This is a genomic window from Nanhaiella sioensis, assembly GCF_046557775.1.
Taxonomy (GTDB): Bacteria; Bacillota; Bacilli; order Bacillales; family SM2101; genus Nanhaiella; species Nanhaiella sioensis.
This window is the reverse complement of sequence record NZ_JBKAEG010000001.1, coordinates 3,101,878-3,117,070: the sequence shown is the minus strand read 5'-3', so window position 1 is coordinate 3,117,070 and position 15,193 is coordinate 3,101,878. Positions and strand designations below refer to the sequence as shown.

Below are 15,193 nucleotides of genomic sequence, written 5' to 3'. Positions count from 1 at the left end.
TTTATAACCCTGGATTACTTTTTTTCTAAGCGTAATTTAGCTTGTAATATTGCATTTTCTACTTCCCGAAACCCAGTCCCTCCTACACTATTTCTACGATTTACAGCAGTATATGGGTCCAAATAATCAAATATATCTTCTTCGAATAAATGACATGCATTTTTGTATTCATTGAATGGTAAATCTAACAAATAAAATTCTCTATCAATACATGTTAGTACAAGCTTCCCTACAATTTCATGAGCTTCACGAAATGGTAATCCTTTCGATGCTAAGTAGTCAGCTAATTCAGTTGCATTTGAAAAATCTTGATTAGTCGCTGCTGACATTTGATTTTTGTTGATAACCATTGATGCAATCATGCCTGTAAAAATTTGTAGTGAACCAATAACAGTTTTTACAGTATCGAACATTCCTTCCTTATCTTCTTGCATATCTTTGTTATAAGCTAACGGCGTCCCCTTTAAGACAGTTAATAATCCAAATAAATTTCCATAAACCCTGCCAGTTTTCCCACGAATTAGCTCGGCCATATCTGGATTTTTCTTTTGTGGCATTATACTACTTCCTGTTGCAAAACGATCATCGATTTCAATAAATTGAAATTCTTGACTAGACCATAAAATCATTTCTTCACATAAGCGTGATAAGTGCATCATTAGCATAGAGCTGTTACTTAAAAATTCAACAATAAAATCTCTATCACTAACTGCGTCTATACTATTTTCATAAATACTATTAAAGCCTAACAATGAAGCGCTATATTCACGGTCAATGGGAAATGTTGTTCCAGCCAATGCTCCAGCACCAAGCGGGGATTGGTTTATACGCTTTAGTGATTCCTTATATCGAGTTTTATCCCTCTCAAGCATCCAGAAATAAGCCATTAAGTGATGTGCAAAGGTTATTGGCTGGGCTCGTTGTAGATGTGTATAACCTGGTATAATCGCTTCAATATGGTGCTCTGCTTGCGTAACAAGTGCAGCTTGGAATTCACAAATTAATAAAATAATTTCATTCACATTTTTTTGTAAATATAAATGCATATCCGTTGCTACTTGATCATTTCTACTTCGGCCTGTGTGTAACTTTCCACCCACAGGCCCTATCTCTTCAATTAACATTTTTTCAATATTAAGATGAATATCTTCTTCACTCACAGAAAAAGACAATTCATTGTTTAATGCTTTTTGTTCTAATAACAGAAGCCCTTGCTTAATCTTTTGAACATCACCTTCAGGTAATATTCCACATTTACCTAACATCGCTACATGTGCAAGGCTACCCTTAATGTCTTCTTCTACTAGTTCTTGGTCAAAGGGAATAGAAGCACCGAACTCTTCAACCCATTCCTCAGCTGTTTGCTTAAAACGGCCTCCCCAAAGTTTCTTCACACTATCACCTTCTCATTGTTAACGATGCTGCTCACTTTCGTTGGTAACCCCCACAGTGTTATAAAACCTACTGCTGAAGAATGATCAAATTCGTCCTCCGTAGAATAGGTTGCTAATTTTTCATCATATAATGAGTTTGGCGATTTTCTTCCTTCAACGATCGCATGCCCTTTAAATAATTTCACACGTACGATACCGTTCACAAACTGTTGTGTTTCAGCTAAAAATGCTAGTAACGCATCTTTTAAGGGTGAAAACCACAGTCCATTATAAATTAATTCAGTGAGCTGTTTTTCAATGAGTGGTTTGAAATGTGCCACTTCCTTGACTAATGTTATATCTTCTAGTTCTTTATGAGCTTTTATAAGTGTCATTGCTCCCGGGCATTCATACACCTCCCGAGATTTGATACCGACTAAACGATTCTCAACATGATCGATTCTACCTACACCATGCTTTCCAGCTAATAAATTCAATTCTAATATAAGCTCTGCTAAGGAGTATTTTTTGCCATTTAAAGATACAGGAACCCCCTTCTCAAAGCTAATTTCTACAATATCAGGTATAGTTGGCGTGTTGTCTATGCTAGCTGTTAGTTCGTAAGCCTCTTCTGGAGGGGCTACCCATGGATCTTCTAGTACACCACATTCGTTACTTCTTCCCCAAAGATTTTGGTCAATGGAAAATGGACTATCCAAATTAACCGGTATAGGTATGTTTTTGTTTTTTGCATATGCAATTTCTTCTTCACGAGACCAACTCCAATCTCTAACTGGTGCTAACACTTCCAATTTAGGATTGAGTGCTTTAATAGCCACCTCAAAACGTACCTGATCGTTTCCTTTACCAGTACAACCATGAGCGACAGCAACTGCACCTTCAAGCTCTGCAACTTCTACTAACTTTTTTGCAATTAGTGGTCTTGATAATGCAGATACTAATGGATATTTCCCTTCATATAACGTATGTGCTTGCAATGATATTAAAGCGTAATCATTTGCAAATTCCTCCTTAGCATCAATGACATATGATTTGATTGCTCCAACCTTTAACGCCTTTTCCTTAATAAATTGAAGATCCTTTCCCTCCCCAACGTCTAAACAACACGCTATAACCCCGTATCCATGCTCCTGAAGCCATTTAATTGCTACAGAAGTATCCAAGCCACCTGAATATGCTAAAACAATTTTTTTATTAGTCATCTTAACTCTCCCTCATTTTTTGTATATTTATTCTTATTAACTTATATTTATTCATACATATTAACAGCACTTTTACAAGATTTCAATAGAATTTTTATAATAAGTACAAAAATTCTCTATTGGATAAAAAGAACTTAGTAATGTACAATAGCGATAAGTAACTAGTCTTGGAGGAACGTTAATGATAGAAAATTTTATAATGGATAAACGTTTAGGAATATCCATTCCTAAACTTCAGAAGAATTGGGAAGACTTTACTAAAAATGATCAGCAAGCAATATTGTTGCAATGGGAGAAGGTTCGAGGGAAAATCCCTGACCGTATTGCAGATTTAGAAAAGATAATAAATAACAAACAAGCGGCACTTGGAAATGAAAATGATTTTCAGCGTTCATGCATACTCAATTCAGAAATAGCAGAATTAGCCTCCATTATTAATGATTTATGGCTATGGTATCGAATCAACCAAAATGTAACCGAAAAAATACATGTGTAAAGAAAAGCGGAAGGCGCCCGGTCATCGGCGACAAGCATAAGACGAGCCGACGAGAAGGTTGCTTTTTAACTTTCTCATCGGCTTGACTTATGCCCTCGAGCCGATGGCGCCTGGAGCTAGACAATTTAGAAAAGCGCAAGCGCCTTGATCATCCCCGACAAGCACTGGAAGCCTTTCACTAGAAGGTGCTTTTTACCTTCTGGTGAAAGGGTGAAGTGACTTGAGGGGATAGCGCTGGAGCTAGACAATTTAGAAAAGCGGAGCCGACTGGTTAGACTCGACAAGCGTTGGAACCTTTACGACTGAAGACGTTTTTTGTCTTCTGATGTAAAGGTGAAACGAACCGAGAGGCTAGGAGGCGGAGCTAGACAATTAAGAAAAGCGGTGCCGACTGGTCAGACTCGACAAGCGTTGGAACCTTTACGACTGAAGACGCTTTTTGTCTTCTGATGTAAAGGTGAAACGACTCGAGAGGCTAGGAGGCGGAGCTAGACAATAAGAAAAAGCCGAAGGCACCTTGATTATTAGAATCCATCGACCCGAAGGCGTTTTTTGCCTTCGGGTCGATGGTGAAGTGACTAGAGAGGATAGGTGCACATGTTAGCACTGCAACTAAATAAATACTATAAGTCCTTTCGTATTTCACGGACTACATGGCCAAGCTCCGGAAGAATAAGTTTATTCATTGCAAGCTTAACGGCTCCAGAAGAACCCGGTGTAGAAAAAATTGCTGTATCACCTGCTACACCAGCTATCGCACGTGATAAAATAGCTGCAGAACCGATATCTTCAGTGTAGCTTAACATTCTAAACAATTCTCCAAAACCTACTATCTCCTTGTCTATCATATCTTTAACTGTTTCAATAGTCACATCTCGTCTTGCAATACCAGTGCCACCATTTGTGAGAACAACATCAATATCTTGTTGATCACACCCAGCTATTATTGAACGGTGAATAAGCTGCTGTTCATCCTTCACAATGTCATAATCAACAACTTGATGACCACTATCCTTTAATAAAGAGATCATTAATTGTCCACTTTTATCTGTCATTTTATCTCTCGTATCACTAATTGTTATCACTTTACATCTAACCAGCTTTGGGGCCTCTTTTTTATGTTCTATTGTGCTCATAAAGGATTCCCACCTTTCTTATGTAGATAAGAGTATTGGTAATATTTTTGTGCAAAGGTTGTAACATTTCTAGTTAATTGATAGTTTATACCCGCTCCAATCGCTATACCGACAATTGGTATTCCTTGAATCATTTTTCTACGGAAAAAGTAAATCATCATTGTTTTTAGTATCTGTTTAAGAGGTTGGTCCAGCCACTCTTCATTCATTAGTTTTTCATTTCCTTCATAAAAAAATGACTGAGTTGAATTTTCCATATCGTTCAACAAATTTCCCCATGCATTGCCTTGTAATCTTTTTGGAAGTGTCGCACCGTGAAATACCTTCAATGCTGTCATCATTTCGGATGGTGTATTTATTTCATTGCCATATGACATAGCAATTAATTGAACTGCCCTTAAGTTGATAATTAACATAAGAGGTAAATCTATTCCTAAAAACGGAGCTCCTCCTGTACCAGTAATCCCACCTTGAACAAAAGAATATAATCTACTCTTGGCAACTTGCTGTTCACATAAATATGTAAGCTGATCTATGGATAATGTTTGTAAATCTGTTAATTGATTTATGTCTTCTTCAAATAATCTTGCAGAAGTAATGATTTGTTCTCTCGTATCTATTTGTGGCTGTGATCCTTGAATCATTGCATGTAAATGAAATAACCAGTTATCTAGCTTCACAAAAAACTCTGTTCTTATATCATCAGGAAGAAGTTGAAAAGATTTATGCAGCCATTTGTCATATAATAATTCAAAGTCTGTCGGGTTCAATTGAGAGAATCGACTTTCCCAAGCAATTATATCATTTAAAACTTGTTGTTCACGATCAGTCACTGTCATCTTATTCCTCCTATTTCCAAACTTAGCCTATTATTATTATAACATGCTGACTAATTAAGAAAAGCGCAAGCGCCTTGATCATCCCCGACAAGCACTGGAAGCGTTTTACACGAAGGCGCTTTTTGCCTTAGGGTGAAATGGTGAAGTGACCTCGAGGGGATAGGCGCTGGAGCTAGACAATTTAGAAAAGCGCAAGCGCCTTGATTATCCCCGACAAGCACTGGAAGCATTTTACATGAAGGCGCTTTTTGCCTTCGGGTGAAATGGTGAAGTGACCTCGAGGGGATAGGCGCTGGAGCTAGACAATTCAGAAAAGCGCAAGCGCCTTGATTATCCCCGACAAGCACTGGAAGCATTTCACATGAAGGCGCTTTTTGCCTTCGGGTGAAATGGTGAAGTGACCTCGAGGGGATAGGCGCTGGAGCTAGACAATTCAGAAAAGCGCAAGCGCCTTGATCATCCCCGACAAGCACTGGAGGCATTTTACATGAAGGCGTTTTTGCCTTAGGGTGAAATGGTGAAGTGACCCTGGAGGGGATAGGTGCTTGAGATTTCACACATGGATAAACATCATACAGTGAATGAAACTACGAAGTAATTTTATACTTTCTTACCTTTTAACAAATACAAAAAGAGTCTTGTTCAGCAAATAACGCAAAACAAGACTCTCATTTATTAAATGATAACTTTATTAGTGTAATGCAATTTTCACAACATCACGAGCAATCATAACTTCTTCATCCGTCGGTATGACAATAACCTTAACAGGTGAATGCGGATAATTAATAAACGCTTCTTTACCACGAACTTTATTAAGTGACGGATCCCAGTATACTCCCATAAATTCAAGTCCTTTTAACACACGAGTACGTATAACGTCACTATTTTCACCAATACCTGCAGTGAATATAATCGCGTCTACACCATACATTTTAGATGCATATGAGCCTATATACTTATGAATTCTATCTGCAAATACTTGTAAAGCTAATTCGGCACGTTCATTTCCTTGTTCAGCTTCTTGCTCAATATCACGTAAATCACTTGAGAAACCAGATACACCAAGCATTCCACTGCGTTTATTTAATACATCTAGTACTTCATCGGCAGTTTTCCCCGTCTTCTCCATAATAAACGGAATCAACGCAGGATCAATATCACCTGAACGCGTACCCATAGCCACACCTGCGAGTGGAGTGAAGCCCATTGAGGTATCAATTGATTTACCACCTTCAATTGCAGCTATACTTGCCCCATTACCTAAGTGACATGATATAAGACGTAGCTGTTCCAACGGACGTCCTAAAAGTTCTGCTGCACGTTCTGAAACATATTTATGTGAGGTACCATGGAATCCATATTTACGAATTCCATATTCACTATAATAATGATATGGCAAACTATATAGAAATGATTGATCCGGCATCGTTTGATGAAATGCGGTATCAAACACAGCGATAGACGGTACATTAGGTAGTACTTCCTTAAATGCTTTTACACCAGTAAGGTTTGCTGGATTATGCAATGGTGCTAATTCAGATAACTCTTCGATATCCTTAATTACATCATCAGTAATTAATACAGAGTCATTGAATTTTTCACCACCGTGAACGACACGATGACCGATGCCCTCAATCTCATCTAATGATTGAATAATATTTAATGATGTCAGCTTATCAAGAAGCATCTTAACCGCAACTGAATGATCAGCGATAGGGCTAACTTCTGTTTGTTTCTCACCATTAACTGTTATATTAAAAATTGCATCGTCAAATCCAATTCGTTCTACAATCCCCTTTGTAACAACCTCTTCACTCGGCATTTCAAATAATTGAAATTTAAGAGAAGAACTACCTGCATTTATAGCAATAACTTTAGACATGTTATTTCACAGCTCCTTTAAAAATCGACACAATTTCATATCCGCCTCTATCATTTAACCACTCACTTTATTACAATGCAATATTAATGTAAAAATGGTACCGTTTTCGTCATAATTTCTTTATTTTCTGATTTTACTTTATTATTTTTCTACTTTAATCCAACTATCAATTCTTTGAATAATTCCTTGGATTGCTTCTTTCTTGGAAAAACTAGGGAGGTCAACTAGCAGTGCCTGCTTTGGCACCTTAACTTCTGCCCCCTTTTTCTGTAAAATAAAAATACTTTTTGCATGCTTCTCATGTTGAAACAAAGATAAAGGCAACTGTAATAACCCTTGAATTATACTCGTTTCTTTTAAATACTTATGTAATGATGGTGCTAGCTCACTTTCAAAAAGGTTATTGGGTACAAGGAAGAACAAATACCCTCCCTCTTTCGTGTAGTTCATGCATTGTTCAATAAATAAATGATGTGCATAAGAATGTCCTTCCGGTGACTTCAATTCATACCCATCGGCCACAACATAGTTTGGATAGTATCCAATTGGCAAATCACATACAACAAGATCAACAGGATCAATTAATAATGGCTCTAAACTATCTTGATTAAAAAATTGAATTGGGTGCTGCTGAAGGTTAGCATTCACATACGCAAGCTTAATTAATAAATCATCCACATCTACACCGAAACTCGTTATTTGTTTATCAGAAGTATGGTTTAGAACAGTCGTAAGTAAATTTCCTGTCCCTACAGCAGGGTCAACAACTTTGAAGGATTCATAGTTTCTCATGAATTTAGAAACAAGATAACTTACGAAAACCCCAACTGAATCTGGTGTCATTTGATGATTTGGCTGTGTCGATTCCCGCATCCCCTTTAAAGCTGCAAGCTGGTATGCTTTTCTGATTTCCTCATTTGAATATTTTTGTACAATGAGCTTTTCGTACTCTTTATTTAATCTTTTCTTTGAAAGTTCACTAAGTTCTTCCTGTAAAATTGTTTCATGAAATATGTTTTCACCTGTTTCTGCCACTGCTTCTAAATATGAGCATGCTAGGTCCTCTTGCAATAGATTAGCTGTACAGTCTATTACTGTAAAGATTTGTTCGATATTGGTTGACAAATTAAAAACCTCCTAAATGTAAATGTATACTAATTGCAATTTAATATTCTCCTATACAGAAAATAATTATATTAATTTAATCCGATCAAAAAAGAAGGAAAAAGACCTCAACATCGAGGTCTTTTAGCATATGCAGCGTATTATCGTTCGTTAGTACTTGTCAGGGCAATTCAAGTCGGCTTCGCTTTGCTTGTTACTTTGCGGCCTTTACTGCTTCGATTGCTGCTTCGTAGTTTGGATGGTTCGTACCTTCTGAAACATACTCTACGTACGTGATACTATCATTGCTATCAATGACGAATACGGCACGTGCTAATAGACGAAGTTCTTTAATAACAACTCCGTATGCTTCACCAAATGATAGATCACGATGGTCAGATAAAGTAACGACGTTATCTATACCGCTTGCTCCACACCAACGCTTTTGAGCAAAAGGTAAGTCTACACTTACTGTTAACACTTGTACATTATCTAGGCTAGCTACCTCTTCATTAAAACGTCTAGTCTGCGCATCACATACCCCAGTATCAACTGAAGGGACAACACTGATTAGGCGAACTGAACCTTTAGAATTAGCTAACGTCACAGGCGACAAATCATTTGCTAACACCGTATAATCCGGAGCCTTGTCACCAACCTTAACCTCATTACCTAGTAATGTAACTGGATTACCTTTAAACGTGATATTTGCCATATTAAAATTCCCCCTTATTAGTGTATGTTCAAGTTTCTTGAACAACTATTTTTCTCCTAAATCTTTAAACAATCTAATATTTTTAGTATGTATAGTGATAATCATAACTTTTCTTATTATAGATTGCAAAGAAAAAACCTAGCTTACGTGTCAATACTAGTGAGTGGATTCACCCTCCATAATTAGAAACTTTATTAGCCACCTTTTCTTCTCTGTTTTAGAAAAGGAACTCTAGTTGCGCTCCTAGTACGAGAAACAACAATCAATTCGAAAACAGCCTATGGTTTTCATGCAACTATGCTAAACGATAATAAAGTACGTGAATTGGAATATACTTATACAGGTGGAGGGTCCACTAATTCGGTAGTAAAAATTAACGTAGCCGAATAATTGATGATACTAAAGGGCAGATAATGAGGGTAAGAAAATAGTGTTTATGAATGCTCACAGTTTAAATTTCCACTGCCTGCAATAGCACTAATTTTTTCCTATTAGATCGTACATAACGGATAGATAAGGGACAAGTTACGTTGTACTTTATCTACCCGTGTTCCCATAACAACTATGTCGATGTTTTTCGTAAATTTGTTTTCATATTAAGATATTTAAAAATATACAACCATTGTTTTGTGGTATCTTTACATTAATATCGGATGAAACCTGATTTGCTGTTGCAAAAATAACAACCAAGACCAAATGATTTAATTAAAGGAATTTTACTTTAGCTCATATATCAAAATCTTGCTTTGGCATATCTTGGTGATCTTTTGCTTTATTTCCTTTTATCTCCCGTTCACCATTTTGATCATTTTTCGAAAACATTTGTTGTATTTTTTCTACTGCCTGTGGAGCTAATTCTAATATTTTTTCATACAAATGTGTATTTTCATCAAGATGCAACAGCTTTACTCCTGAAGGATTAACAATTAAAAAAGCAATAGGGGTAATCGAAACTCCTCCACCACTTCCACCTCCAAAGGGATGTTTCTTAGAATTTTGCCCTTGTTGCCCTTGTTGACTACTCCGTTCTTCGATATAAAATTCACTTCCTCCTGCTGCAAACCCAAACCCTACTTTTGAAACAGTTAAGATCACACTACCATCAGGTGTTTCAACAGGATCTCCAATTATCGTATTTACGTCAATCATCTCTTTTAAATTCTCCATAGCAGTGGTCATTAAACCTTGTATAGGATGATCAGACATATTAACACCTCCTATAGTTTATATCGATTCTTTCATTTTTTTATTTTTATGTAATGGAGGGTGACCATGCTGACCATGCCTAAAATGTGGCCGTCCCCCTTTCCATAATTTCAATAACCTTATTCCTCCTAAAATAGCATACCCGATTCGAAAGTATAACATACACTTTAATTTTGTATGCGAACTAGGTTTTTGATATGAAGGAGCTATCTCTATATAAGGGTTCGTATCAAGTTTCATATTATTGCTAACCAAACCAATAACTCCTCCCTTTACACCCCATGCAAGTCCAGAAAGTATAGCTGTCATAGCTGCATCACGAGCACCTAATTGAGTTTGCCATTCAAACTTCGTTACGTGAACTTTTTTAAAAAAATTTCTGATTATTTGATGAAACCCAACAATATGTTCTATAAGCTCCTTTGCGTTTTGTATCCCTTCAATAACATCATTTACTGAAATGTGTTCAACATCTTTATTGTCAGTTTGTTCTTCCCCTACATTTTTTGACGATTTGTTTTGTCCCACGACAAGATTAGCATCTTTCTTATCTACTTTTATAAATGGAACATTGTACGTATAGCGTATGATCCCAAACAAAGTTCTTAGTTGAATCTTAATTTGATCGTTGTCCTTTTCATGTAGTAGAAGTACACGAACAGTAATCTTCATGAAGAGCAAACATAGGATGACAACAACAGAGCTTGCTATGATAGTTATCATTACCAACATATACTCCTCCCTTCTACTAACCTATTATCACCTTCCCCAAATAAAATAAACCTATGAAGACACTAGCCTTCATAGGTTTTAAAATGAAAATTCGTATGTTATTTTCTTTCATGAACTACAGTCGTATCAGCAAATATGTCATGTAAACCTTGTTTTTTCGGTAAAAATGCTACTAAAATATAGCCAATCATAAAAAACTTTGAAATAAACCTACCAATAAACTCTCTAAACAGGATAGTAGACCAAGTTAACTGATCGCCTTTTATGTTAATGACACGTAGACCAAACACCATTTTTCCAAGTGTTTTATGAAAGTACTTTGTCATTAAAACGAAATATAAGTAGAAGGTACACGCAGTTGCAATTGAAATTGCTGCAAACATCCCACTGTCCTTTAGTGGTAAATCAAGCAAACGGAACAACGGATATATAATGATGCGATTAATACTTCCTATGACAGCTAGATCAAATAAATATGACCAAAATCTCATCCAAAATCCTGCGTTATAATGTAGTGATTGTTGTTTATTTGAAATGCCAACATTATCATGTTCTTGATGATCAGAATGAACAGTTCCATTATGAACTATATTGTCATTATGACCTTCTAAAACAGCTTTTGTTTCTGCAGGACTAATTTCCTTGTTTTCGGTTCCATTATTCTTTGTTTCCATATAAATCCCCCCTATTCAGCATATAAATACATAGGTCTTGGGGAATTTGGTTGAGATAACATTTTCATGAGTCCAGCCATTTCAATTTCTTTATTCATAAATTTATTTGCTGTTATCTCAAATATTGACCAATTCAACCCTAAGTTTTCTTCATACTTAATTACTTGTGCATTTTTAAGGTCCATGTCTTCTTTTAATATTTCTAGAGCATCATCATAATATCCGAATTCATCAATGAGATTTAGCTCTTTTGCTTGCCTTCCGTCATAAATGCGCCCATCAGCAATTTCTCGTACTTTATCTTCTGGAATGTTTCTTCCCTCCGATATCACCTTAACGAAGCCATCGTACGAATTATTAAGCATAGATTGCAGTATGTTTCGCTCTTCTTCTGTCATCTCTCTTGAAGGGCTCATAATGTCTTTAAATTGACCACTTTTGATTGTCACAAACTCTACTCCATATTTCTCAGCTAAGCCAGCGTAATTAACCCCCTGCATGATAACACCTAACGAGCCTGTTAAAGTTTCAGGACTCGCAATGATTTTATCTGCTAATGCTGAAATATAATATCCACCTGATGCTGCCATACTTCCCATCGATACATAGACTGGTTTACCCGTTTCTTCTCTGTATTCTGTTAATTTCTTATGTATTTCAGCGCTTTCAACAACTCCTCCACCAGGTGAGTTCACACGAAGTAAAATCGCTTTGATGGCATTATCTTCTTTAGCACTGTCTATCATACTTAAAAATCGTCGATGATTATACCCCACTGATTCAAAGATTGATGTTACATTCGTAGTGTCTTGAATCGCGCCATTTACTTCTAAAACAAGGATTTTTGATAAAGGGCTCTTCCCCTCTTCAATTACTTTTTCATCAAATTCCTTGTCTGTTGTAAAAATTTCCTCAGATATATCACCAATACCAGAAAAAGCAATTGAACTTACTGTATTAACTAAAACTGAAATAACGAAAAGTAATACAGCTATGCCTAGTGCCGCCCATCTTTTTAAACTCATCAACATTCACTCCTTCTTAATCACAGTATCATTTCCTATTTTGTCATACATTTAGTTTCATAAAAATGATAAACTATATACACAATAATCAATTGTAGCAGATTTTTTAGCAAAATAGTGAATACTTGGAAACAATATTCTGTCTTGATACTTAGTAGGAGGTATGATTTATGTTTAATCGCCGTAACATTTTTTTGTTTTATAAAAGTGATCCAGTCCTCGACAAACAAGTAGAATCATTATACACAATAGCTGAACAATACGGATTTAAAATCGTAAATGACTACAAAGATGCAAATATTATTGTAAGTATAGGTGGAGATGGGACATTCCTTCAAGCAGTAAGAAAGACTGGCTTCCAGGAGGATTGTTTGTACGCTGGAATTTCCAACACAGGCTCTCTTAGTTTATATTGTGATTTCCACATAGATGATACCGATAAAATGATAGAAGCATTAAAAAATGAAGAAGTGGAAGTAAGAAAATATCCTACGATTAATGTATCTGTAGATGATATGACCTCGTTCCAATGTTTAAATGAATGTTCAATTCGTTCAACAATTATTAAAACGTTTGTCATTGATGTACATATAGATGACCTTCATTTTGAAACTTTCCGTGGTGATGGCATGGTTATAGCTACACCTACAGGCAGTACGGCATATAATAAATCTGTTAATGGAGCCGTTGTAGACCCACTACTTCCATGTATGCAAGTAAGTGAGATTGCCTCATTGAATAATAACCGCTATAGAACATTAGGTTCATCGTTTATTTTAAGTGGTGCACGTAAGCTTACGCTTAAGGTAGTTCAAGATGGTAATGATTTTCCAACTATCGGTATGGATAATGAAGCGGTTAGCATACGCCATGTAAATAAAATTGAAATTCAGCTTAGTGACAAAAAAATAAAAACTGTAAAATTACGAGACAATTCTTTTTGGGAGAAGGTTAAAAGGAGATTTTTGTAACTGGTTTTAGCCTCAATTCATACAATAGGATTATGCCTTAAATAACAATATAGTAAAAAAAGCCTGTTTTGATTCATTTCTAAACAGGCTCTTAATCTTTGAACCATTCCTAGCTTCTCAGTTTGTGTCACTTTTATAGACAATATTATTATCAACAACGGTCATCACAACATTTGTTAACGGAATATCTTCCGGATCAATTTGTAAAATATCTCTATCTAATATTGTAAAATCAGCTACAAACCCTGGCGTTATTTTTCCATGTGTTTGTTCCATTTTCACTGCGTAAGCACTGCCACGTGTATAAAGACAAACAGCCTCAAACGGTGTTAGTTTTTCATCTTGATAATAGCCTTCATGTTTATCAGAAGGGGACTTCCTCATAATAGCAGCGTAAATTCCAAGTAGAGGATTTGCACTTTCTATCGGTGCATCCGACCCTCCAGCACAATGAAATCCTTCATCTATCAGAGTTCGCCAAGCATAGCTATATTGCATTCTGTCTTCACCAAGCCTATCGATAACCCAAGGGAAATCCGACATTACAAATGTTGGCTGTATATCCAAAATGACTGAAAGGTGCTTTGCTCTCTCTATTAATTCTTTACGAAGAATTTGTGCGTGAATCAACCGATCCCTTTCTCCTTTAGGTGGTGGGTATGCTTCAATTGCAGAAATTGCATACTCAAATGCTAAATCTCCAATAACATGGATAGCCACCGGCATATTATACAACCTTGCTTTTTTAACGAGCTCCTTTAATTCATCTTGAGAATGAATTGCAATTCCTGACGTGCTTGATTGATCATGATATGGTTCAGATAATAGAGCAGTTCGACCACCTAATGCGCCATCAGCAAAAATTTTCATCGCACCAAATTTGATGAATTCTTCGTTGCTACTATCATTTAATTCCCTTTGAATCATGTCATCAATTACTTCATGATGAACTAATAAATTTGCCCTGAATTTTTTGCTTTGTCCATTAATGACATGAAGAAATGTTTCATACGTTTGTGAAAAACTATTATAATAATTCAAATCTTCAGTATGTGCACCAACTAGACCTAATGAAAAACAATGATCAATCGATGTTGCCAATGCCTTGTTCAAGTAGTCTGTTGTTACTGCGGGGATAGCCTTCGTCACAATATCAACCGCCTTGTCTAACAAATACCCTGTTGGCTCACCTTTATCATTCCGAACAATTACCCCACCTTTAGGATCCGTTGTTTCTGCTGTTATTCCTGCTAACTGAAGTGCTTTTGAGTTAACAATTGCTGCATGATGACAAATGCGTTTTAAAACCATCGGATTGTTCGGTGAAATCTCATCTAGATCAAATCGGTTGAAAATTTTTTTATCTTTAAGATTATTTTCATTCCAACCTTCTGCAATGACCCAATCACCACTATTGTATGATTTCACATATTCTTTCAATGCTGTTCTTATATCATCTGAAGTAGTTTTTGAAGATAAATCCATTGTTAACAATTTTTCTCCAAGTCCTATTAGATGTATATGACTATCTACAAAGCCTGGAAACATAACGGCATTTTGCAGGTCAACATTTTTAGTAATATACTCACCATATTCTTTCCGCAACTGCTCTTCGGAACCGATATCTTTAATCATACCTTCTTCCACATATACTGCTTCTGCTTTATCATTTTCGTTGCACATCGTATAAATTGTTCCGCCAAACCAAAGTGTACCCATTTTTACCTCTCCCAATATCGATCGTAGAGCAGTTCTGATAGACTTGTAATTTACATCTTGGAACTGCCCTATCTATATTTCCTTCTTGACATTTATTT

14 protein-coding genes are annotated in these 15,193 nt (G+C 36.2%); 2 read left to right on the top strand and 12 right to left on the bottom strand.

Going from position 1 to position 15,193, the window contains the following annotated elements; all coding sequences use genetic code 11:
* Nucleotides 1-14: 14 nt before the first annotated feature.
* Nucleotides 15-1,394: an argininosuccinate lyase gene (argH, locus tag V1503_RS14445; protein ID WP_410627821.1), complete on the bottom strand. Its 1,380-nt coding sequence runs from the start codon at nucleotides 1,392-1,394 to the stop codon at nucleotides 15-17.
* Nucleotides 1,391-2,596, bottom strand: a complete 1,206-nt coding sequence (locus V1503_RS14440) for an argininosuccinate synthase (protein ID WP_410627819.1) — start codon at nucleotides 2,594-2,596, stop codon at nucleotides 1,391-1,393. Before V1503_RS14440 ends, argH begins: the two co-directional genes overlap by 4 nt.
* A 181-nt stretch (nucleotides 2,597-2,777) precedes the next feature.
* Between V1503_RS14440 and V1503_RS14435 the strand changes: the two genes are divergently transcribed.
* A complete protein-coding gene (locus tag V1503_RS14435; protein ID WP_410627817.1) occupies nucleotides 2,778-3,092 on the top strand; it encodes a hypothetical protein in 315 nt (104 codons plus the stop codon).
* A 623-nt stretch (nucleotides 3,093-3,715) separates the two neighbouring features.
* On the opposite strand, the gene V1503_RS14430 is transcribed toward V1503_RS14435, so the two are convergent.
* The 9 genes from V1503_RS14430 to sppA form a co-directional block, all read right to left on the bottom strand.
* A complete protein-coding gene (locus tag V1503_RS14430) occupies nucleotides 3,716-4,228 on the bottom strand; it encodes a MogA/MoaB family molybdenum cofactor biosynthesis protein (RefSeq protein WP_214481626.1) in 513 nt (170 codons plus the stop codon).
* Complete coding sequence (locus V1503_RS14425) at nucleotides 4,225-5,067, bottom strand: EcsC family protein (RefSeq protein ID WP_410627815.1); 843 nt, start codon at nucleotides 5,065-5,067, stop codon at nucleotides 4,225-4,227. The genes V1503_RS14430 and V1503_RS14425 overlap by 4 nt, the downstream gene beginning before the upstream one ends.
* Before the next feature lie 691 nt (nucleotides 5,068-5,758).
* The gene (locus V1503_RS14420) at nucleotides 5,759-6,949 is read right to left on the bottom strand and encodes an acetate kinase (protein WP_214481628.1); all 1,191 of its coding nucleotides are present in this window, start codon (nucleotides 6,947-6,949) and stop codon (nucleotides 5,759-5,761) included.
* Between the two features lie 141 nt (nucleotides 6,950-7,090).
* The gene (locus V1503_RS14415; RefSeq protein ID WP_410627812.1) at nucleotides 7,091-8,074 is read right to left on the bottom strand and encodes a class I SAM-dependent methyltransferase; all 984 of its coding nucleotides are present in this window, start codon (nucleotides 8,072-8,074) and stop codon (nucleotides 7,091-7,093) included.
* Between the two features lie 193 nt (nucleotides 8,075-8,267).
* Nucleotides 8,268-8,768, bottom strand: a complete 501-nt coding sequence (gene tpx, locus V1503_RS14410; protein WP_410627810.1) for a thiol peroxidase — start codon at nucleotides 8,766-8,768, stop codon at nucleotides 8,268-8,270.
* Nucleotides 8,769-9,494: 726 nt separating this feature from the next.
* Entirely contained in the window at nucleotides 9,495-9,974 is a 480-nt protein-coding gene (gene ytfJ, locus V1503_RS14405; RefSeq protein WP_410627808.1) for a GerW family sporulation protein, read from the bottom strand.
* Between the two features lie 18 nt (nucleotides 9,975-9,992).
* Nucleotides 9,993-10,697, bottom strand: coding sequence for a DUF2953 domain-containing protein (locus V1503_RS14400; protein WP_410629440.1), 705 nt, complete (start codon nucleotides 10,695-10,697; stop codon nucleotides 9,993-9,995).
* A gap of 107 nt (nucleotides 10,698-10,804) precedes the next feature.
* Nucleotides 10,805-11,380 carry an RDD family protein gene (locus V1503_RS14395; RefSeq protein WP_410627806.1) on the bottom strand — a complete coding sequence of 192 codons (576 nt, stop codon included), beginning with the start codon at nucleotides 11,378-11,380 and terminating at the stop codon, nucleotides 10,805-10,807.
* Between the two features lie 11 nt (nucleotides 11,381-11,391).
* Nucleotides 11,392-12,405: a signal peptide peptidase SppA gene (gene sppA, locus V1503_RS14390; protein WP_410627804.1), complete on the bottom strand. Its 1,014-nt coding sequence runs from the start codon at nucleotides 12,403-12,405 to the stop codon at nucleotides 11,392-11,394.
* A gap of 170 nt (nucleotides 12,406-12,575) precedes the next feature.
* Between sppA and V1503_RS14385 the strand changes: the two genes are divergently transcribed.
* A complete protein-coding gene (locus V1503_RS14385) occupies nucleotides 12,576-13,376 on the top strand; it encodes an NAD kinase (RefSeq protein WP_214481635.1) in 801 nt (266 codons plus the stop codon).
* 117 nt (nucleotides 13,377-13,493) lie between these two features.
* Here the strand turns inward: V1503_RS14385 and V1503_RS14380 are convergent, their stop codons facing one another.
* Entirely contained in the window at nucleotides 13,494-15,095 is a 1,602-nt protein-coding gene (locus tag V1503_RS14380; RefSeq protein WP_410627801.1) for an amidohydrolase, read from the bottom strand.
* Nucleotides 15,096-15,193: the final 98 nt, after the last annotated feature.